Raw genomic sequence first — 19571 nt, forward strand, 5'->3', positions numbered from 1 at the left:
ATCGGTAACTAACGCACCACCATCCCCACTCCCCTGCCCCTCGGATCCGAGGCAGTTTCCAGCTTCGTGCCGTCCACTTTGATCGCCTGCACGTTACCCATCTCCCAGCCCTGATCTTCGAGCATGTAACCCATGGCTTTGAGTTCGTCGGCAACCTTGCCGGTCAGCGGTGCGTGGGAGTCGTAGTAAATGGTGTCCTTGGGCAGTAACTGGTGATGCACACGTTGCGCGCCCACGGCTTCCTTCAGCGGGAGCTTGTAGTCGTAGATGTTGTTCAGCACCTGAAAGATCGAGGTGAAAATCCGCGAGCCACCGGGTGTGCCCAACACCAGCGTTACCTGACCGTCACGCGTCACCAGGCTTGGGCTCATCGACGACAGCATGCGCTTGCCCGGCTCGATGGCATTGGCGCTACCGCCCACCACACCAAACGCATTGGCGACCCCCGGCTTGGAGCTGAAGTCGTCCATCTCATCGTTGAGCAGGAAGCCCGCGCCCTTCACCACCACGCCACTGCCGTAATCCCAGTTCAACGTATAGGTGTTGCTGACCGCATTGCCCTGCTTGTCGACAATTGAAAAATGCGTGGTCTGATGTGGCTCCAACCCCGGTTTGACGTTTTCGGTCGGCGAGATCGCGGTCGGATTGATCTCATGTGCCCGCTTGGCCAGATAACTCGGGTCGATCAACTCTGCAACGGGTGCTTTGGTGAAGTTCGGATCGCCCAGGTAATCAGCCCGGTCAGCAAACACGCGCTTTTCGATCTCCGCCAGCAGATGAATGTACTTGGCGGAATTGAGCGCCACGCCTTTGAAGTCATCAGCCCGCTGCTCTTTGATGCCGATCAGTTGCGCCAACGCAACACCACCTGAGCTGGGCAGCGGCGCTGTGTACAACGTGTTGCCCTGCCAGTTGACGTGCAGCGGCTTGCGCCAAAGGGCTTTGTAATCAGCAAGGTCCTGTTTGGTCACCAGCCCCTTGTCATGCTCCATCTGCTTGACCAATAGATCAGCGGTTTCGCCTGTATAGAACTCATCGGCACCTTTGTTGGCGATGCGTTCCAGCGTCTTGGCCAGTTCTGGCTGACGCAAGGTTTCACCCACTTTCATGCTGCCAAAATAATCGTTGAAGTTGGTCGTGCCTTTGAACAGCTCCAGGGCCTCCTGACGGTACATGTATTGTTTTTCAGCCACCTTGAAGCCGTTCTGCGCATAGCCAATCGCGGGGGTCAGCAACTCAGCCCACTTCAGCTTGCCGAATTTCTGATGCGCCTCCCAAAGCCCCATCACCGTACCCGGCACGCCCACTGCACGAGCGCCAACCAGGCTCATGTTTTCAATGACCTCGCCTTTTTCGTTGAGGTACATGTTGCGGCTGGCAGCTTTAGGTGCAGTCTCGCGGTAATCGAGGAAATACGGTTTGCCGTCCATGAACAAGGTCATGAAACCACCGCCACCAATGTTGCCAGCCTCGGGGTAGGTGACGGCGAGCGTGAACGCAGTAGCGACTGCCGCGTCCACCGCGTTGCCGCCTTTGCGCAGCACATCCGCCGCTACCTTGGCGCCGTACTCATCAGGCGACGCCACCGCACCGCCCTCCAGCGTGACGGCGAATACTGAAGAGGAACTGATGATTGCCACTGACAAAGCCAGTGTCTTGAACATAACCACTCGCATGAGGCTTCCTTATCGTGAAGGTCAGACGAGATTGATTAATGACCAGAGAGGCCGTAAACGCAAATTTTAGACCTGTAGGAGCTGCCGAAGGCTGCGATGGGGGTGTGTCAGAATTAATGCTTCGCAGCCTTCGGCAGCTCCTACAGAGAATGCATTCACAGTCTTGTTGAATCGTCGCGGTCTAGTCGCAAGAGGCCCGCTACACCACATACCCCGCCATCTTCTCCTGAATGAAATCCAGGAAGCATTGAATCCTCAGCGCAAGCTGTGAGTTGCGGTAGTACACCGCGTGAATCGGCTGGCGATGACCGCTGTTGGCGGTCGGCAGGATGATTTTCAGGCGGCCCAGACGGATGTCTTCGTGGGTCATGAAATGCGACAGACAGACGATGCCCTCACCCGCGAGCGCCAAGTGGCGCAAGGTCTCGCCACTGGAGGCGGAAATCGCAGGTTTGATAAGCAACCGATCACCTTCTGCGTGGCGCAACGGCCAATGGTTGAGGGTTTCGGTGTGGGTAAAGCCCAGCAGTGTATGGCTGGCCAGAGCGGCCACTGTTTTCGGGTGACCATGACGCTCAAGATAGGCCGGGCTGGCCAGAATATTCAGCGGGCTACTGCCCAGAAAACGGGCATGCAGGGTTGAATCAGCAAGGGTGCCGATCCGGATGGCAACATCAGTACTCTGTTCCAGCAGATCAATGATCAGATCGTTGCTGTTCAGCTCCAGCTGAATTTCCGGGTAACGCTGACGAAACTCGGCCACATAGGGCACGACCGAATGCAGCATGAATGGCGATGCCGCGTTAATTCGCAGGCGCCCGGCCGGGGTCTGGTGACGCAGGGTCAGACGCTCTTCGAGGTCTTCCATTTGCGCGAGGATCTGCCGGGCCTGCTCCAGGAAGTACTTGCCCTCTTCCGTCAGGTCCATACGTCGCGTGGTGCGGTTGATCAGGGTGGTTTCCAGCTTGGCTTCAAGGCGCGACAGCGTGCGGCTGATGGCCGATGGCGTCTGCCCGATCTGTTCGGCCGCTGCAGAAATTGAACCGCTTTCGATGACTGAAACAAATACCTGTAATTCGTCAGACCGGGCTTTCATCCTTGTAACTCCGCTCGAAAATACGCGGGATAGTAGCGCTAATTTGAGCAAGAGTTGAAAACCAATACTGAGGGCCGAACCTGTGGGAGCGAATTCATCCGCGAAGAGATCAGTACACCCAATACATATCTATTGTCTGTGCCGCCGCTTTCGCGAATGAATTCGCTCCCTCAGGGGGCTGTGTCGCCCCTCAAACCTGCGATTGAACCCCAAACACCTGCGCCAAGTGCGCTTCGTAACGCTTCACGTCGTTCTCGATGTTCGGCATCTTCATGACATCCACCGCCAGGAAAGTCGGCAAGCCGGTCATGTCGAGGAACTCGTTGGCTTTGTGGAACGGGAAGTACACCGCATCCACACCCTTGCCTTCGAAGAAGTCAGTTGGGTCTTCAAAAGCTTGCTGTGGGGCATTCCAGGTGGCGGAAATCATGTACTGCTTGCCCTTGAGCAACCCACCGCTGCCGTACTTCTGCGACGCATCGGATCGGGTACGGCCGTCGTTGGCGTAAAGCGAACCATGCCCCTCAGTGAAGACCTCATCGATGTACTTCTTGACGGTCCAGGGTGCGCCCATCCACCAGCCTGGCATTTGATAGATGATCACGTCTGCCCACAGGTACTTCTGCACTTCATCAATGATGTTGTAGCCGCCATCAATGAAGGTTTCTTTGACGTCGAACCCGGAGCGATCCAGGTAAGCCACCGCCGCTTCGTGCAGGGTCGCGTTGTAACGGCCATCGGAGTGAGCGAATTGTTTGCCGCCGTTCAATAACAGAATCTTTTTCATGTGTTACCCCATCAAGTAAAAGGGAGGGTCATTAAATTTGATGGGCGAAAGATACAGGCTGAGGCCTGTCAGAATAAGGCCGACGAGATCAAATGACTTTTGATCCACAAGCACGAATAGACCTTCAATTATTGAAATCGACTAGCTAAGCATGAGATGCAAACCCAACATTCCCATGCCGATAAAGAACACCCGCCTGAACGTCTGCGCACTGATCCGTTGACGCAGCCATTGCCCGAACCACATGCCCAGCAGCGCGGGGATCAGCGCCAGAACAGAGGCCCCCAGCTCACCGCCACCCAGTGCGCCATTCCAGAACAGCCCCCCCGCCAAAGCCAGCGTCGAGACCGTGAACGACAGACCCAACGCCTGCACCAACGCGTTGCGCTCCAGACCCAATGCTTGCAGGTACGGTACCGCCGGGATCACAAACACCCCCGTGGCCGAGGTAATGATGCCGGTGATAAAACCACACGCGGGGCCGAGCCAGGCTTCATGGCGTGGCGCAATGCGCAGCGTCGGTAAAAACAGACCGCTCAAGGCGTAAAGCAACAAGGCCGCACCCAACGCCCGAGTCATCAATGGGCCGCTGCTGATGCCGATGAGCATGGACCCCAAGCCCGTCCCCAGAGCGATCATCAGCAACATAGGCCAAAGCCGCTTGAGCAGCGGTATCAGATGCCCACCCGTCATCAACTGCCAGACATTGGTCACGGTCGAAGGGATGATCAACAGGGCGGCAGCCTGCGCCGGAAGCATAGCCATCCCAAGCAAGCCCATGGCGACCGTCGGCAAGCCGAGGCCAATCACACCCTTCACGGTCCCGGCGAGTAGAAATGCCCCCAGCACCAATGTTGATAGGGCCCAGCCGAGTGTTTGATAGTGCTCGATAATGTCGTTCATGGGCGTATATTGGCAGCGCAGACCGTATTGGAAAATTCGCCATATACTGAGCCAGCCTCAGGCAGAGACAGAGGCTGTATTTACTTGCCGCTGTCTGAATACCTGTAGGAGCTGCCGAAGGCTGCGATGGCTTCGTGTCAGGGTCAACGCTTCGCAGCCTTCGGCAGCTCCTACAGAAAAATGTATTTCCATGCGGTGGTTTGCTTTGTTTTGAGATGAACCACACCGGAAACCCACATGCACTTCGATCTGATTGATCTACGCCTGTTTTTGAATGTGCTGGAAAGCGGCAACATCACCGCCGGAGCAGCGAGCAGTCATTTGTCGCTGGCGTCTGCGAGCGCGCGGATTCGCGGCCTTGAAGCTTCGCTGAATATCCCGCTGCTCGAACGCGGTCGGCGCGGCGTTACGCCCACGCCTGCTGGCAAGGCACTGGCGCAGCACGCACGGCTGATTCTGCAACAGGTCGAGCGCATGCAGTTTGATCTGGCGGACTACGCCAAAGGCTTTAAAGGTCAGGTACGCCTGCTGTGCAACAGCTCGACCCTCAGCGAACATTTACCTGAGCGACTCGCAGACTTTCTGGTCAGCCATCCAAACATCGACATTGATGTCGAAGAACAACCCAGCCTGCGCATCCTCCAGGCGCTGCGCCACGGTACCGCCGACATTGGCATTATTTCCGACGCCGTCGACGCCAGTGACCTGCAAACCCGACCGTTTCGAGCGGACCCCTTAAGCCTGATCATGCCGCAGGATCATCCATTGGCCCGCGAAAAACGCCTGTATTTCAGCCAGGCGCTGGATTACGAATTCGTCGGCCTGTCGGCCAACAGTGCGCTGGCCCTGCACCTGGAAGCTCAAGCGTTGCACGTCGGCAAACGGCTGCGCATCAGGGTGCGAGCTGAAGGCTTTGATGCAGCGATCCGAATGGCCAGCCACGGCGCAGGATTGAGTATCGTGCCGCAAGCAGCAGTGCAACGCTGGCAAGGGCAGCATGACTTCAAAAGTGTGCCGTTGAGCGACGCATGGGCCGATCGGCAATTGCTCCTGTGCGCAGTGGATTTCGATGCATTGCCCGGGTATGCGGCGGCATTGCTGGAGGCGTTGAGCATGAAAGGCCTGAGCGCCGGAAATTGAAATACGCCACCGCTACACATTTGGCAACGGGTCTGTGCCGCCAACAATCAGCATTACCCAACCCCCCCGACTATTCTGCTTCCAGCTATTGCCAATGACCTATCAGGAAGATCATGAAAATTCTCGTCACAGGCGCAACAGGTTTTATCGGAAAAGCGCTGCTGCACAGGCTTGCCACGGAGTCTGAATACCAAGTGACAGGTTCAACCCGCCAGGAAAATCCAGAGCCATCAATGGCTTCCCTGATTCAAGTAGGCACCGCCAATGCAGCGACCGACTGGTCCGCCGCTCTGCAAGACGTAGATGCCGTCATTCATGTTGCAGCCCATCTCGCCACGCCTGGCAGTTCGCTTAAAGAACTCAGAAGCACCAATGTCGATGGCACACTGGCCTTGGCACGGCAGGCGTTATCGGCAGGCACCCGACGTTTCATTTTCATCAGTTCGGTCGGCGTCAATGGCTCGACAACCCACCATGCCGCGTTTAACGAAATATCCCTGCCCGCCCCGGCGGATGACTACGCACAGTCAAAACTTGAAGCTGAGCAAGCGTTGCAAAAGCTATTAAAAGGCACCGAAATGGAATGGGTAATCATCCGCCCACCGCTGGTGTACGCAGGACACGCACCGAGAAATTTTTCTCGATTGATGCAATGGGTAAGTTCGGGCGTGCCCATGCCGTTTGCCGCCATTCATAACCGGCGCAGCATGATTGCCCTGGATAATCTGGTGGATTTCATTGCGCTGTGTATCAAGCACCCGGCGGCTGCCAACGAGCTTTTTCTGATATCCGACGGCACTGACATGTCTACTGCCCAACTGGTGACGCACCTGGCGAACGGCATGGGTTCCAGCGCCCGACTAGTGCCTGTGCCCAAGTCGTTATTGCGCCATGGGGCCAGGTTGCTCGGTAAAGGCCCGATGTATTCAACGCTGTGTGCGTCATTGGCGGTTGATTCGGACAAAGCCCGTCGAGTGCTCGGCTGGACGCCGCCCTTGGCAACCATTGATGCGTTGATACAAAGCGGTCGTGACTACCGCAGGTTGAACACCTGAAAACGCGCCAATAAAAAACCCGCTCCGGAGGATGAATCCGGAGCGGGTTACATCTCGATGGGGATCGAAACGGGTTACAGGATGCTGATCGGGTACTCGATGATCAGACGCGTGTCATCGATTTTACCGGCACCATCAGAGGACGGGCTACGGTAGCTGGCAGCACGAACTCGCAGGCTCAGATCCTTGGCAGGGCCGGACTGGAAGACATACTTCGCTTCGATGTCGCGTTCCCAGGCCTTGGCATCATCACTGGTCGCGGTTTTGAAGTCGGTGCCTTTCACATACCGCGTCATGAAGCTCAGACCCGGCACGCCATAGGTCGCCATGTTCAGGTCGTAACGAGCCTGCCAGGACTTCTCGTCTTCATGGTTGAAGTCGGAATACTGAACCGAGTTACCGAGGAAGATGGTGCTATTACCGTCGATACCGTAGTCGTAGCCTTTGGTGCCGTTGACCACCTGACGACCCACCTGGAAGGTGTGCGCGCCAATGCTGTACGACGCCGTGAGGCTCCAGATGGTGTTGTCGTATTTGCCCAACTCTTCTTTGCCAATGCTCTTGGTGTCGTAAGCGTTGAGGTCAAACTTCACGGCATCTTGCGGCGTCAGCGCGAGCGCATAGGTCAGGCTGCCGTAGTATTTGCGCCAGACATCTTCGACGTTGGAGTAGTACGCGCTGGTCGACAGGTTCTTGTTGAACTTGTACGCGCCGCCACCGAAGTTGATGACGTCCAGGCCCGCATTATCGTGGGAACTCTGGTTACGGTTTCTCAGTGCTGTGAAGTGACCGCCTTGCAGCGTGAGGTTATCGATCTCATTGCTGGTGACCAAAAGACCTTGGGCAGTTTCCGGCAACAGACGGCTGTCAGAGGTGGCGAACACCGGGTTGTTGACAACCTGATCACCAAACTTGAGCACAGTTTTGGAGATGCGCATTTTTACTGCTGCGCCCGCATAGCCGTAGTCGTCTTTAACGCCTTGGCCATCTTTGGTGGGTTGCAGCAAACCGGTGCCGCCGCCGAAGCGACCACCGCCGGTGTCCAGCTTCATGCCGTACAGGCCAATGGCATCAAGACCGAAACCTACAGTGCCTTGGGTGAAGCCGGATTCGAAGTTACCGATGAAGCCCTGAGCCCACTCTTCGCCGTAAGCTTTGGTCGCGTTAGTCGCGCGGTTATCACGGTTCATGTACATGTTGCGCGCCTTGACGTTCAACTTGGCGCCTTCCATAAAACCCTTGGCGTCTGCCTGAGAATCAGCGAAAACCGGCTGCACAGATCCCGCTGCCACTGCCAAGGCAATGACACTCAATTTACTGACATTCATTACTGCTGCTCCGTTGGTTATCGCATCCGCTCTCCTTCGTTGGGCGAGCGGATATTTATTGGCAGATTCAGAAGGGAATGTTTCTTTCGCCAATACATTCGCGATGGCTTTCTTATTATCAAGAAGCTCATTGGATAAGCAGCTTGTAGACACACACAGCCAGCCCCGGCTTCTTCTCCCCAAGAAGCCCCCACCCCAGGTCTGGCTTGTTACTACTCTCCCTAGTAGCCCTGTTCCGAGTTCACCTGATTCGCCAAGGGTAGCTCCGCATCAAGGCGTTTCAGGTTCCCCAGAATCTGTTCAGCTATCACTTCGTAGGAAGCGGATGAAGCAATGTGCGGCGTCACGCATATCTGCGGATGGCGCCAGAATGGATCTTCCTTGGGTAACGGTTCCTGCTCGAATACATCCAGCAAAGCGCCACGCAACTGACCGCTGTCCAGCGCTGCCAGCAAGTCATCGCAACGCAGATGTTCGCCACGACCACAGTTAATAACCACCGAGCCTTTCGTCATGAGTGCGAAGGTCTCGCGATTCAGAATGCCGACTGTCTCTGTGGTAAGAGGCAATAAACAGACCAGGATGTCCAGACCGCTCAAAAATTCATTGAATTCAGCTAATTGGAAGGTTTTTACACCTTCAACCTGCTGCGGACGCCGTGCCCAGCCACGCGTGTCGAAACCCAGCCCCGCCAGCTGCACCGCAACGGCGCGCCCCAACTCGCCAAGCCCCATAACGCCCACCCGGGTTTGCTTGGCAGGTTGCTGTCCTGGGCGGTTCCACAGCACACGGGCCTGATTTTTCAGCATCTGATCAAAGCCGCGGTGGTAATGCAAAACACCCCACAACACGTACTCGATCATGCCCAGCCGATGGTCTGGATCGATGATGCGGCAGACAGGAACGTGTGCTGGCCGACTCGGGTCTTTGAAGATCTGGTCAGCACCGGCAGCGATGGAATGAATCAGGCGCAGGTGAGGGAACATCCCCAGATCGCCCGCTGACGGATTCCAGCAAAGTGCAACTTTAGCTTCCTGCGCACCCGCTTCGCCCGGCCGCAAAATGGTCAGCGATGAGTCCAGCGCCAGGAGATTTTCACGAACCCGACCCAGGCCGCCGCCTGATCCAAGCAGTACCAGAGGCTTCATGAGCAATACTCGTGACGCTGGCTGGCGATCAGTTCCAGTGCAGCCTCCCAGGCCAGTTCGGTGATGCCATCGCTGTCATCGGCCTCGAACTGCTGCGCAGTGTGCTCGCAGACCTGCGGGTCGGGCTGTATCAATTCGGTGCCGCCAGCCAATGCCTGAACCTGCGCCTGGCAGGCACGCTCCAGAAAGTAAATATTGGAGAACGCTTCAGCGGCTGAACCGCCTGCTACCAACAAGCCGTGATTACGCAAAATCATCGCATTGGTACTGCCCAGATCGGCCACCAGACGCTCGCGCTCGGCGAGGTCCAGCGCGATGCCTTCATAGGTGTGATAACTCAAACGGTTGTAGAACTTCAGCGCATGTTGACTCAGTGGCAGCAGCCCGCCTTTTTGCGCCGCCACCGCCATACCGGCCGCCGTGTGGGTATGAATCACACAGTGCGCATCAGGGCGTGCTGCATGGATCGCCGAATGAATGACAAAGCCCGCACGGTTGACGCGATGCTCGGGGTAGAACTCATCGACGACGTTGCCCTCGCTGTCGATCTTCACCAGTGTGCTGGCGCTCATGCGCTCGAACAACGTGCCATAGCGATTGATCAGAAAGTGCCCGCTGTCGCCCGGCAGCCGCAAGGAAATATGCGTATCGATCAGGTCGGTCATGCGGTAGTAAGCCAGCAAACGGTAGAGCGCGGCGAGCTCGCAACGGGCGGCGCGCTCGGTCTCGGGCATGTGCAGCGGTAGCCGATTGTGGCTGGCAGGAGCGGACATCGTGGGTTCCATCAAAAAGGTCATGGCGCAATTTGTGCAGCCTTTTTAAGAGCAAAGGGCAACGCAGTTCAATTCGCCATTACTTATATTCATTATTTTTTTCACCAATAAAGGCTGTGCAGTGACTCAATCAACTAGCCCGGTAGCCATTCCCCGCCCCTCTTCGCGACCATTGGGCGAGCGACTGGACTGGAATCTGTTGCGTACATTTCAGGTCGTGGCACAGGAACTGAGTATCAGCCGCGCCGCAGTGCGTCTGCACCTCTCCCAGCCTGCGGTGAGCCAGGCGATCAAGCGTCTGGAAGAGCAACTCGGCGCGGCGCTGATCGAGCGCCGTGGACCACGCTTTCTGCTCACCCAATCAGGTATCGAAACCCTGCGCGTGGCGGCGGAAGTGCAAGGCCACTTCACGCAACTGGACGCGGCCCTTGAGCGCAGCAGCGATCAGGTGGTGGGGAAAGTTCGCCTGCTCACGGTGAGTGGCATTCGCTGCCCGGCCTACGACAGGTTTCTTTTGGAGCTGCATCGCGACTATCCCGGTATCACCCTGGAAATCGACGTGCAATCGAGCGATGCGATTCTCAGTTCCCTCGCCCAGAAGACCGCCAGTGTCGGCCTCGCGGTCAACCGTAGCGCCCCTGCCTGGCTCGGCCAGCAGTGCCTGACTCAAGAGCACTACGCGTTTTATTGCAGCGACGCGCACCCTTTATATGGACGTGAGGACCTGAGCCTCGCAGACCTGCGTAACGAGCCGTTGATTATTTTCACCGGGGATCTGCTGGGCGGCACACTGTCATCGCTGGCCGAGTTTCGCGACCTGCATCAGTTGACCGGGCAAATCGTCGCCTCGTCAGCCAATACTCAGGAGGTGTTACGTCTGGTGCTGGCGGGTTTCGGCATCGCTTGCCTGCCGCAGCACATCTGCCAGAAAGAATTGAGTGCCGGGCATCTGTGGCGCCTGCCGCCTGAAGAAGGCGTTGGCTCCGTGGACATCAGCCTGCTGTGGAATCAGGAGCAACGCCTGACAAAAGCCGAATCGGTTTTCCTGCAACGCCTGCGTGAAGCGTCGAGTAATAGCCAACCCACCCCATAATGTTCAGTTCAGGTGCACGATAAGCGGGTATTTACGTAACATGCACCGACAGCGCGCACTTAGTTAACGCTTATTAACTTTGGTTATTAGCCGCTGAACTTTCCTGCATTATCTGCAGAAAAGCATCCACTAACGGGTTACGTGGAACCTGTTGCCTGTACAACAATTTCACCGGTGTGGCGATGACAAATTTTTGCCTCTTTATGGAGCGCATCTCACCACGCTCAACATAACTTCTCGCCCAATGAACGGGCAAATAACCCAGGTAACGACCGGTTTTAATCAAGATCGCCACCGCCTCAACCTGAGTGGCCACCGCCGTCACTTCGCGGCTGCTCATTAGTTTCGGCTTGCCGGCATGAACAGCATAAGCGTGCTCAACGAACTCTGCCTGAGACAGGCACTGCTCATCGATACTTTCATCATTCATGGCAAAAAATGGATGACCGCTCGAACAGTAAAGCTCTGATATCTCGTCGTACAACGGCATCACCTGAAAGTCATCCTTGCCGCTGTAAACCGGGACAATGCCCACCGCAAAACGGCCCTTCAGAATACCTTGTTCGATTTCATCCAGCGGTGCCACATTGAGACGCACCTTGGCCTTGGGAGCCTTTATTTGCAAGGCTTTCAGGGCTTCAACCAAGGGCGATCCGGGGTCTGAAACGGTGTTATCAATCACCGCGATATTCAAATCGCCCAGTAATTCACCACGCACATTACCGAGGCGATCACGAAAGTTGTCCAGCGCCATGAACAGGTCAAGGCTGGCGTCATAAATGATCTTGCCTTGTTCGGTCAGGCAGAACTTTTCCCGCCCGCGCGTACATAGGCGCATGCCGAGTCTGATTTCAAGATCGGATATCTGTTTGCTGATTGCAGCCAGGCTGATATTCAGTTCTACCTGTGCCGCAGTAAAGCCTCCGGCTTCAACCACTGCCCTAAAAACCTTGAAGAGTTTCAAGTCCATGGCAGTGGCCATTGACATCGCCGCTTCACCACTTCTTTTTGGCAGGTTTCCAGTTTCAGTAAGTTGACTTGCCATTTAAAACATTTCCCCACGCGTTGGTTTTTTCTAGCATCCCTCTCAATTGATCGATTCAACGTTATGTGTAAGCCCACTTATTCCTTGCTCGCCCTGCGATCTTCACATCGCAGTTGATAACACACAAAAGGGTTTGAGCAATCAACGTGCCAACGGAGAATTTACATGTCTGACGCCACTGATCGCCTTTGGGGCGCACGTTTCAAGACCGGCCCGGCAGAAGCCATGGCCAACCTGTCCCGCTCGCCACGCGCTTACTTCCGTCTGACGCCGTACGACATTGCTGGCTCCAAGGCGCACGCCAATGAACTGAATCGCGCCGGGCTGCTGGACGCCGACGAAACCGCACGCATCATTGAAGCGCTGCGCACTATCGATGTGGACTTCGCTGCGGGCAGCATTGAACCGATCGCCGCCGACGAAGACGTGCACACGTTCATTGAGCGTCTGCTGACCGAACGCCTTGGCACACTGGGCGGCAAATTGCGTGCGGGCCGTTCACGCAATGATCAGTCAGCGAATGACATGCGCCTGTTCCTGCGCGATCAAGTGCGGGTCATGACCCTGGCCATTCTCGAACTGCAAAAGGCGCTGGTCTCGCAAGCCGAGCAGCACATCAACACCATTGCGCCGGGCTTTACTCACTTGCAGCAGGCGCAGCCGATCGTGTTCGCTCATCATTTGATGGCGCATGCTCAGGCCATTCACCGTGACGTTCAGCGCCTGCAAGACTGGGACAAACGCTTCAATCTGTCGCCACTCGGCGCGGCCGCTCTGGCAGGCTCGGCCATCGCCCGCGACCCGCAACGTTCGGCAGCAGAAATGGGCTACAGCGGCCCCTGCGAAAACTCCATCGACGCTGTCGCCAGCCGCGATCACGTCGCTGAATTCCTGTTCTGCAGCAGTATGCTCGGCATCAATATTTCGCGACTGGCCGAAGAGTTCTGCCTGTGGACGTCGCGTCAGTTCCGCTGGGTGGAACTGGACGACGGTTACGCCACCGGCAGTTCGATCATGCCGCAGAAAAAGAACCCGGATATCGCTGAACTGGCCCGCGGCAAATCAGGCCGATTGATCGGCAGCCTGACCGGCATTCTGGCCGTGCTCAAGGCTCAGCCACTGTCGTACAACCGTGATTTGAGCGAAGACAAACACGCGATTCTCGACAGCCTGGAAACCGTGCATCTGGTGCTACCCGCGTTCGCTGGCATGGTCCAGACCATGAAAGTTCGCGCTGACGAATTGCTGCGTCAGGCACCACTGGGCTTCACCCTCGCTACCGAAGTTGCCGACTGGCTGGCGGTGCGTGGCGTGCCGTTCAAAGAGGCCCACGAGATCACCGGCAAGCTGGTGCAACTCTGCGAGGAAAACAATATTGGCCTGGAAGAACTCAGCACCCAACAACTGGCCGCAACCGACTCACGCCTGACGCCGGAAGTGCTCGACGCGCTGACGCTGGAAGCCGCGTTGGCCGCGCGCAGTGGCTGGGGCGGTACGTCGCCCGTGCGGGTTGCCGAGCAGATCGAGCGCTTCAAGGCGCAACTGATCGCGCAGGAAAAATGGGCACTCGACTACGCGGGCCCGCGCGGCTGATTCATCGGAGGGTATTGCATCATGTCCAAGCCTCAAGCTTCTGCGAGCGCCGAGCGCGCTTCACTTGCAGCCAAGTACGACATTTCGACCTACAAGGTGGTACCGCGTCGTTACTACGGTCGCTACTTCGCCGCGACACTCATCGTGGTGATGTTGATCGGCCTGGCTAACGCCTTTATCAACGGCAATATCGAATGGAGTTTCGTGCGGCAGTTCCTGACCGCCGAATCGATCATGTTCGGCCTGCTGAACACCATCATCATGTCGATTCTGGCCATGGCGCTTGGAGTCGTGCTCGGGGTCATCGTGGCGGTGATGCGCATGTCGCAGAACCCGCTGCTGCGCTATGTCGCTCAGGGTTACACCTGGCTGTTCCGCGGGACGCCGCTGATCCTGCAACTGCTGCTGTGGTTCAACCTGGCGCTGATCTTCCCGACCCTGGGCATCCCCGGTCTGTTCGAGTTCAAGACCGTTGAAGTGATCACGCCGTTTGCCGCTGCGCTGTTGGGCCTGGGGATCAACCAAGGTGCCTACACCGCCGAAGTGGTGCGTGCCGGGCTGCTGTCGGTGGACAGCGGCCAGTATGAAGCCGCCAAGTCCATCGGCATGCCGCGCTTGCAGGCCTTGCGCCGGATCATCCTGCCGCAGGCCATGCGCATCATCATCCCGCCGGTCAGCAACGAGTTCATCGGCATGGTGAAGATGACCAGTCTGGCCAGCGTGATTCAGTACTCGGAACTGCTGCACAACGCCCAGAACATTTACTACGCCAACGCCCGCGTCATGGAGTTGTTGATCGTGGCCGGCATCTGGTATCTGGCGGTCGTGACCATCCTGACCCTGGGTCAGAGCCGACTGGAAAAACGCTTCGCCCGCGGCGCTGGCAAACGTAACTGAGCCTCAGGAGGCGCAATCATGCTGAACATCGTCAAGGCGGTAGACGTCAACAAGTTCTTCGGCGACTTCCAGGCGCTCAAGAACGTGAATCTGGAAATCCCTCACGGCGAGGTGCTGTGCATCATCGGCCCGTCAGGCTCGGGCAAAAGCACGTTGCTGCGGTGCATCAACCAGCTGGAAAAGGTCGATGCAGGCGGCTTGTGGGTGGATGACGAAATCCTCGGTTTCCGTACCGACGGCCACAAGCTGGTGGAACTGAGCGACGTACAAATCGCAAAGCAGCGGCTCAAGACCGGCATGGTGTTCCAGCGCTTCAACCTGTTCGCCCACATGACGGTGCTGGAAAACATCATCGAAGGGCCATCCCAGGTGCTGCGCCAGCCTGTTGAAGACTGCCGCGAACTGGCCATGGAACTGCTCAAGCGTGTCGGCCTGGAAGCCAAGGCCAATGCTTACCCCATCGAGCTTTCGGGTGGTCAACAGCAAAGGGTCGCCATCGCGCGTGCCTTGGCCATGCGCCCCAAGCTGATGCTGTTCGATGAGCCGACTTCGGCCCTCGACCCCGAGCTGGTCGGGGAAGTGCTGTCGGTCATGCGCGACCTGGCCAAAAGCGGCATGACCATGATCGTGGTCACTCACGAACTGGGCTTTGCCCGGGAAGTGGCCAACCGCGTGGTGTTCATGGATGCGGGGCAAATCATAGAGACGGGGGCACCGGAAGACGTGCTGATGAACCCGCGCAATCAACGCACCCAGGATTTTATTGCTGCCGTTCTGAATTGATCCCTAACCCTTGCTGAGGATGTCCAATTTGAAAACTTTCGCGCTTACCGCTACCGCTGTACTGTCCGCCCTGATTTCGGTTTCGAGCTGGGCAGCCGACACTCACGCACTGCCAAAATCCATCAAGGAAAAGGGCTTCATTGCTGCAGGCATTGCCCCGAATTATCCTCCGATGGATTTCAAGGACCCGGCAACCGGCAAACTGACCGGCGTCGATTACGACCTCGGTACCGAAATTGCCAAGCGTCTGGGTGTCGAGATCAAGTGGCAGGAAACCGCTTTCGAGCAAATGGTCAGCGGCTTGGCAACCAACCGTATCGACATCGTACTGTCGGGTATGACCGACACCCCTGAGCGTCAGCAGACGGTGGACTTCGTCGACTACTTCAGCACCGGCCCGCAGTTCTACACCCTTGAATCGCAGAAAGACCTGAAGACCGTTGAAGACATGTGCGGCAAGAAGATCGGCACCAGCCGCCGTACCACGTTCCCGGTAGAGATCGCTAAATGGAGTGACGTAAATTGCGTCGCCAAAGGCAAACCGGCGATCACGGTAGTCGGCACCGAAGGCAGCGCCGATGCTCGCGCCCAACTGCGCCAGTCGCGTCTGGACGCCGCTGTGCAAGGCAGCGAAACCCTGCCGTACATTCAGGGCCAGGAACCCGGTGTGTTCAAAGTGCTGGGTGAGCCATTGGCTCGTCAGCTCACCGGTCTGGGTGTTGCCAAACATAATCCGGAGCTGAGCGCAGCGATCATCGCCACCCTCAACGACATGATCAAAGACGGCACTTACGAGCAGATCCTCGGCAAGTGGCAGCTCCAGAACGGCGCAGTCAAAGAAGCTGTTCTGAACGGCGCCAAGTAAGCCAAACGACACTCGCCCATGGATCGGGCGGGTGATGCTCAACGGTTTGCAATGGAGACGCCCATGTTTGCCACCCACGATCTGCGCTGGCCCGATAACGCCCGCGCCAGTGTCGCCCTGGCGTTCGATCTGGACGGTCCGACCGGTGCTGCGATGCTCGACGGCTCGATCTGGCAGAAACCGGAATACTTCACTTTCGGCAGCTATGGCCCCTATCGCGCCTTGCCTCGCCTGCTGGACATGCTCAAGGCCCATGCCACACCAGCGACATTTTTTGTCCCGAGCTGGGTGGTGGAAAACTGGCCGCGCCAGTGCCAGGCAATCATCGAACACGGCCACGAAGTGGCTTATCACGGCTATCGCCACGAATCTTTTTTCGCCCTGGACCTGCAAGCCCAGCGCGACGTCATGAAGGTCAGCGCCGACATTTTCAAACGTTATCTGGGCATCACTGCCACAGGTTTCCGCACGCCTTCAGGCGATTGGCAAAAAGAAACACCCGCCCTGCTCATGGACTGCGGCGTGACCTACTCCAGCAGCATGCGCGGCGACGACCGCCCGTATTTCATTGAAGTGCCCGGTCAGCCAGACGGCTTAGTGGAAATTCCAGGCCGCTGGGAGCTGGACGATTACGCCTCGCTGGCTTACACCCGGGCGCCGAACTATCCCACCGGGCTGGACCGCATCGCCAGCTACGACCAGACGCTGGACAACTGGTGTCGCGAGTTCGATGGCACTTATCGCGAAGGCCTGTGCATGACCACGCTGTTCCACCCCAAGATCAGCGGCAAACCGGGGCGCATCGGCATACTCGAACGCTTTCTCGAACACATGCACAGTCATCCCGATGTCTGGTTTGCAACCTGCAACGATATCGCCAGGTTCTGGCTCAAGGAGCATCGGCATGACTGAATCCAGTTCCGTATGGCCCGCGCCGTATCGTTGCGCGGTGGTGATCACGTTCGATTACAACGATGTGCACGGCATCCTGACTCAAGTCCCGGCCATCGCAGGACGGGATAAAAGCCTTTCGGTATGGCGCTACGGCACCACGCGTGGCGTTGAACGCGTGCTGCAGATTCTGGCTGATCAGAACCTTCCTTCGACCTGGTGCATCCCCGGTATTGTCGCCGAGGAAAACCCGCAGGTGATTCAGGCCATCAACGCTGCCGGGCACGAAATCGCCTGTTCAGGTTATCGCCATGAAGACTTTTCAACACTGGATCTCGCCGCACAACACGCCTCGCTAAAACGAGGCTGCCAGGTGATTACCGAGATGACCGGTCAGCGGCCCAGCGGTTTTCGCGCACCCGCGGGCAGTTATGCACCGGGCTTCGTCGATGCCTTGCGTGAAGAAGGCATCGCCTGGTCGTCGTCGTGGGCAGGCGATGATCTGCCCTACCTGCATCCGGCAACCAACGCTGACAGCCAACCGCTGGTTGAACTGCCGCTGCACTGCGAGCTGGAAGACGAGCCTTACTTCGCCTTCAACCTTGCGCCTGCCGTGCCGGTCAGCCAGGCGCGAATCGGCTCCAGCGCCGAGGTGTTGAAAAACTGGCAGCATGACTTCAATGGCTTCCACCGTTTCGGCCTGTGTTACGTGCTGCGCCTGCATCCGGAAACCTTGGGCACTGTTGGCCGTAGCGGCTTGCTCCTGGAGTTGCTGAGCTGGCTCAAGGCGCAGCCGGATGTCTGGTTTGCCACTGCCGAGGAGGTTGCCGATTGGTGGAGCGGTAACCACAGCAGCCTGCCTGAAGATCACCCGGCTGCGGTGTTTGAGCGGCACAACAAAGTCCGGAACGCCTGACAATCTGACGCCTGACATTGATCCTGTAGGAGCTGCCGAAGGCTGCGAATGCGGTGGGTCAGGAAAAAGCCATCGCAGCCTTCGGCAGCTCCTACAGAAATCGCGGTACGTCCAATTTATGAGCCTCTCTTTATGACCAACGCCGTTGAAACCCTCAGCCAGTTCATCTGCCGCACTTCGTTCGATGAATTCCCCGAAGCGCTGGTGGTTAAAGCCAAACAGCATCTGCTCGATACCTTGGGCGCTGCGCTGGCCGGGTCGCAAACCCCGCTGACGCAAAATGCACTGCGCGCCATGGACGCCAGCGAAGCGGAAGGCGCATCGGTGATATGGGGTGCCGACTATGGTTTGTCAGCGCGAAACGCAGCGTTGATCAACGGCATCGCCGCGCATGCGCTGGAGCTGGATGATTCAGGCGGTTGTGATCATTCTGGCGCTGTGGTCGTGCCGGCCATGCTTGCAGTGCTGCCGCTGTGCGAGCCGATGCCGGACGGCAAAGAACTGATAACCGCCATGATCATCGGCTACGACGTGGCGCGCCGGGTGCTTGAAGCTTGCGGGGGCTATTCACCGCACAACGAAGCGGGATGGCACTCCACTGGAACCTGCGGTGTATTCGGCGCGGCTGCGGCATGCGCACGGTTGCTGAGGCTTGATGAGCAACAGACGGGATCGGCACTCGGCCTTTCAGCCAGCATGAGTGGCGGCTTGTGGGCGTTCATTCACGATGGCGCCGACAGCAAAAAGCTCCATGCCGGACGCCCGGCCGAAGGCGGCGTACTCGCAGCCTTGCTCGCCCGGGAAGGCATCACCGGGCCGACACAGGTATTCGACGACGTGTGGGGCGGATTTTTGCGCACACTCGCTCGCGACACGGCACAACCTCAAGCGCTGACCGAAGGCCTCGGCGAGGTCTGGAAACTGGCGCGCTGTTCGATCAAGCCGTATGCCGCGTGCCGTGGCACACATTCGGCCATCGATGCCATCGGTCAGTTGCTGAACGAGCTACAAATCACTGCAGAGCAGGTGAAATACATCGACGTGAACGCCAGCGCATTTCTGGTGGACATGTGTGCCGGGCTCGACACAAAAACCCTGGCGGCGGCGCAAATGAGCCTGCCATACGCCCTGACTGTGCGTTGCGTACTGGGCCATGCGGGGCTTGATGCATACGAAGAGAAAAAGCGCACATCACCGGCGTTGCTGGCGTTCATGCAGAAGATTCAAATACACGTCGATGCGTCGCTTGCGCCACTGGATGAGCCGCATGTCACCCTGTTGTGCGAAGACGGACGCAGCGCTTCATTACAAATCAAAACCCCGCTGGGTGGCCCACTGAACCCGATTGGCGACAGCGAGCTTTGGCAGAAATACAGCTCGCTGGCCAACCGCGCCCTCCCCGCCATGCAGGCCGAACACCTGGGCGAGTTGTGCCTGAATCTGCAGCACATCACTGACTTGCAGGAGTTGCTGGATCTGTTGCGCGCGCCTTAGGCGAAACAGGCGGCGCCCAACGATGAGAGGCTGGAATGCAATCATCTGTGGGAGCAGAGCTTGCTCGCGATAAGGCTTGATGCGATCT

General features: G+C 57.5%; 18 protein-coding genes. 10 read left to right on the forward strand and 8 right to left on the reverse strand.

Annotation, left to right across the window (positions count from 1 at the left end; all coding sequences use genetic code 11):
* Positions 1 to 8 precede the first annotated feature (8 nt).
* From ggt to EE949_RS25245, 4 genes are all read right to left on the reverse strand, one after another.
* The gene (gene ggt, locus EE949_RS25230; protein WP_122666791.1) at positions 9 to 1676 is read right to left on the reverse strand and encodes a gamma-glutamyltransferase; all 1668 of its coding nucleotides are present in this window, start codon (positions 1674 to 1676) and stop codon (positions 9 to 11) included.
* A gap of 199 nt (positions 1677 to 1875) precedes the next feature.
* The gene (locus EE949_RS25235) at positions 1876 to 2772 is read right to left on the reverse strand and encodes a LysR family transcriptional regulator (RefSeq protein ID WP_122666792.1); all 897 of its coding nucleotides are present in this window, start codon (positions 2770 to 2772) and stop codon (positions 1876 to 1878) included.
* Between the two features lie 190 nt (positions 2773 to 2962).
* Positions 2963 to 3559, reverse strand: a complete 597-nt coding sequence (locus tag EE949_RS25240) for an NAD(P)H-dependent oxidoreductase (protein ID WP_122666793.1) — start codon at positions 3557 to 3559, stop codon at positions 2963 to 2965.
* A gap of 141 nt (positions 3560 to 3700) precedes the next feature.
* A complete protein-coding gene (locus EE949_RS25245; protein ID WP_122666794.1) occupies positions 3701 to 4462 on the reverse strand; it encodes a sulfite exporter TauE/SafE family protein in 762 nt (253 codons plus the stop codon).
* Between the two features lie 237 nt (positions 4463 to 4699).
* On the opposite strand from EE949_RS25245, the gene EE949_RS25250 reads away from it, so the two are divergent.
* Together EE949_RS25250 and EE949_RS25255 are read left to right on the forward strand one after the other, a co-directional pair.
* Positions 4700 to 5602 carry a LysR substrate-binding domain-containing protein gene (locus tag EE949_RS25250; protein ID WP_122666795.1) on the forward strand — a complete coding sequence of 301 codons (903 nt, stop codon included), beginning with the start codon at positions 4700 to 4702 and terminating at the stop codon, positions 5600 to 5602.
* A 113-nt stretch (positions 5603 to 5715) separates the two neighbouring features.
* Positions 5716 to 6657 carry an NAD-dependent epimerase/dehydratase family protein gene (locus EE949_RS25255; RefSeq protein ID WP_122666796.1) on the forward strand — a complete coding sequence of 314 codons (942 nt, stop codon included), beginning with the start codon at positions 5716 to 5718 and terminating at the stop codon, positions 6655 to 6657.
* Between the two features lie 74 nt (positions 6658 to 6731).
* On the opposite strand, the gene EE949_RS25260 is transcribed toward EE949_RS25255, so the two are convergent.
* From EE949_RS25260 to EE949_RS25270, 3 genes are all read right to left on the reverse strand, one after another.
* Positions 6732 to 7985, reverse strand: a complete 1254-nt coding sequence (locus EE949_RS25260) for an OprD family porin (protein ID WP_122666797.1) — start codon at positions 7983 to 7985, stop codon at positions 6732 to 6734.
* Between the two features lie 221 nt (positions 7986 to 8206).
* A complete protein-coding gene (locus EE949_RS25265) occupies positions 8207 to 9133 on the reverse strand; it encodes a 2-hydroxyacid dehydrogenase (RefSeq protein ID WP_122666798.1) in 927 nt (308 codons plus the stop codon).
* Entirely contained in the window at positions 9130 to 9906 is a 777-nt protein-coding gene (locus tag EE949_RS25270; RefSeq protein WP_122666799.1) for a class II aldolase/adducin family protein, read from the reverse strand. Before EE949_RS25270 ends, EE949_RS25265 begins: the two co-directional genes overlap by 4 nt.
* Before the next feature lie 121 nt (positions 9907 to 10027).
* Here EE949_RS25270 and EE949_RS25275 point away from each other — a divergent pair, with 121 nt between their 5' ends.
* Positions 10028 to 10999: a LysR family transcriptional regulator gene (locus EE949_RS25275; RefSeq protein ID WP_122666800.1), complete on the forward strand. Its 972-nt coding sequence runs from the start codon at positions 10028 to 10030 to the stop codon at positions 10997 to 10999.
* A gap of 73 nt (positions 11000 to 11072) precedes the next feature.
* On the opposite strand, the gene EE949_RS25280 is transcribed toward EE949_RS25275, so the two are convergent.
* On the reverse strand, positions 11073 to 12044 hold the full coding sequence (locus EE949_RS25280) for a LysR family transcriptional regulator (RefSeq protein ID WP_162873997.1): 972 nt from the start codon (positions 12042 to 12044) through the stop codon (positions 11073 to 11075).
* A 165-nt stretch (positions 12045 to 12209) separates the two neighbouring features.
* Here EE949_RS25280 and argH point away from each other — a divergent pair, with 165 nt between their 5' ends.
* The 7 genes from argH (at position 12210) to EE949_RS25315 (ending at position 19483) form a co-directional block, all read left to right on the forward strand.
* Positions 12210 to 13637, forward strand: coding sequence for an argininosuccinate lyase (gene argH, locus EE949_RS25285; RefSeq protein WP_122666802.1), 1428 nt, complete (start codon positions 12210 to 12212; stop codon positions 13635 to 13637).
* A gap of 21 nt (positions 13638 to 13658) precedes the next feature.
* The gene (locus EE949_RS25290; RefSeq protein WP_122666803.1) at positions 13659 to 14534 is read left to right on the forward strand and encodes an amino acid ABC transporter permease; all 876 of its coding nucleotides are present in this window, start codon (positions 13659 to 13661) and stop codon (positions 14532 to 14534) included.
* Between the two features lie 18 nt (positions 14535 to 14552).
* Entirely contained in the window at positions 14553 to 15317 is a 765-nt protein-coding gene (locus tag EE949_RS25295; RefSeq protein ID WP_122666804.1) for an amino acid ABC transporter ATP-binding protein, read from the forward strand.
* A gap of 19 nt (positions 15318 to 15336) precedes the next feature.
* Positions 15337 to 16182 (forward strand): ABC transporter substrate-binding protein, encoded by an 846-nt coding sequence (locus tag EE949_RS25300; protein WP_122666805.1) that lies wholly within the window; start codon positions 15337 to 15339, stop codon positions 16180 to 16182.
* 63 nt (positions 16183 to 16245) lie between these two features.
* Complete coding sequence (locus EE949_RS25305; protein WP_122666806.1) at positions 16246 to 17094, forward strand: polysaccharide deacetylase family protein; 849 nt, start codon at positions 16246 to 16248, stop codon at positions 17092 to 17094.
* On the forward strand, positions 17087 to 17989 hold the full coding sequence (locus tag EE949_RS25310; protein WP_122666807.1) for a polysaccharide deacetylase family protein: 903 nt from the start codon (positions 17087 to 17089) through the stop codon (positions 17987 to 17989). The genes EE949_RS25305 and EE949_RS25310 overlap by 8 nt, the downstream gene beginning before the upstream one ends.
* Positions 17990 to 18121: 132 nt before the next feature.
* The gene (locus EE949_RS25315) at positions 18122 to 19483 is read left to right on the forward strand and encodes an MmgE/PrpD family protein (RefSeq protein ID WP_122666808.1); all 1362 of its coding nucleotides are present in this window, start codon (positions 18122 to 18124) and stop codon (positions 19481 to 19483) included.
* Positions 19484 to 19571: the final 88 nt, after the last annotated feature.

Origin of the sequence: Pseudomonas viridiflava (assembly GCF_900602065.1) — a bacterium.
Taxonomy (GTDB): domain Bacteria; phylum Pseudomonadota; class Gammaproteobacteria; order Pseudomonadales; family Pseudomonadaceae; genus Aquipseudomonas.

Bases quoted from the DNA above. Each gene is read 5' to 3' on its own strand.
- EE949_RS25300 (WP_122666805.1), top strand. From the start codon at position 15,337: ATGTCCAATTTGAAAACTTTCGCGCTTACCGCTACCGCTGTACTGTCC.
- EE949_RS25255 (WP_122666796.1), top strand. From the start codon at position 5,716: ATGAAAATTCTCGTCACAGGCGCAACAGGTTTTATCGGAAAAGCGCTG.
- EE949_RS25280 (WP_162873997.1), bottom strand. From the start codon at position 12,044: ATGGCAAGTCAACTTACTGAAACTGGAAACCTGCCAAAAAGAAGTGGT.
- EE949_RS25250 (WP_122666795.1), top strand. From the start codon at position 4,700: ATGCACTTCGATCTGATTGATCTACGCCTGTTTTTGAATGTGCTGGAA.
- EE949_RS25290 (WP_122666803.1), top strand. From the start codon at position 13,659: ATGTCCAAGCCTCAAGCTTCTGCGAGCGCCGAGCGCGCTTCACTTGCA.
- EE949_RS25235 (WP_122666792.1), bottom strand. From the start codon at position 2,772: ATGAAAGCCCGGTCTGACGAATTACAGGTATTTGTTTCAGTCATCGAA.
- EE949_RS25295 (WP_122666804.1), top strand. From the start codon at position 14,553: ATGCTGAACATCGTCAAGGCGGTAGACGTCAACAAGTTCTTCGGCGAC.
- EE949_RS25265 (WP_122666798.1), bottom strand. From the start codon at position 9,133: ATGAAGCCTCTGGTACTGCTTGGATCAGGCGGCGGCCTGGGTCGGGTT.
- EE949_RS25245 (WP_122666794.1), bottom strand. From the start codon at position 4,462: ATGAACGACATTATCGAGCACTATCAAACACTCGGCTGGGCCCTATCA.
- EE949_RS25310 (WP_122666807.1), top strand. From the start codon at position 17,087: ATGACTGAATCCAGTTCCGTATGGCCCGCGCCGTATCGTTGCGCGGTG.
- argH (WP_122666802.1), top strand. From the start codon at position 12,210: ATGTCTGACGCCACTGATCGCCTTTGGGGCGCACGTTTCAAGACCGGC.
- EE949_RS25270 (WP_122666799.1), bottom strand. From the start codon at position 9,906: ATGTCCGCTCCTGCCAGCCACAATCGGCTACCGCTGCACATGCCCGAG.
- EE949_RS25315 (WP_122666808.1), top strand. From the start codon at position 18,122: ATGACCAACGCCGTTGAAACCCTCAGCCAGTTCATCTGCCGCACTTCG.
- EE949_RS25240 (WP_122666793.1), bottom strand. From the start codon at position 3,559: ATGAAAAAGATTCTGTTATTGAACGGCGGCAAACAATTCGCTCACTCC.
- ggt (WP_122666791.1), bottom strand. From the start codon at position 1,676: ATGCGAGTGGTTATGTTCAAGACACTGGCTTTGTCAGTGGCAATCATC.
- EE949_RS25260 (WP_122666797.1), bottom strand. From the start codon at position 7,985: ATGAATGTCAGTAAATTGAGTGTCATTGCCTTGGCAGTGGCAGCGGGA.
- EE949_RS25305 (WP_122666806.1), top strand. From the start codon at position 16,246: ATGTTTGCCACCCACGATCTGCGCTGGCCCGATAACGCCCGCGCCAGT.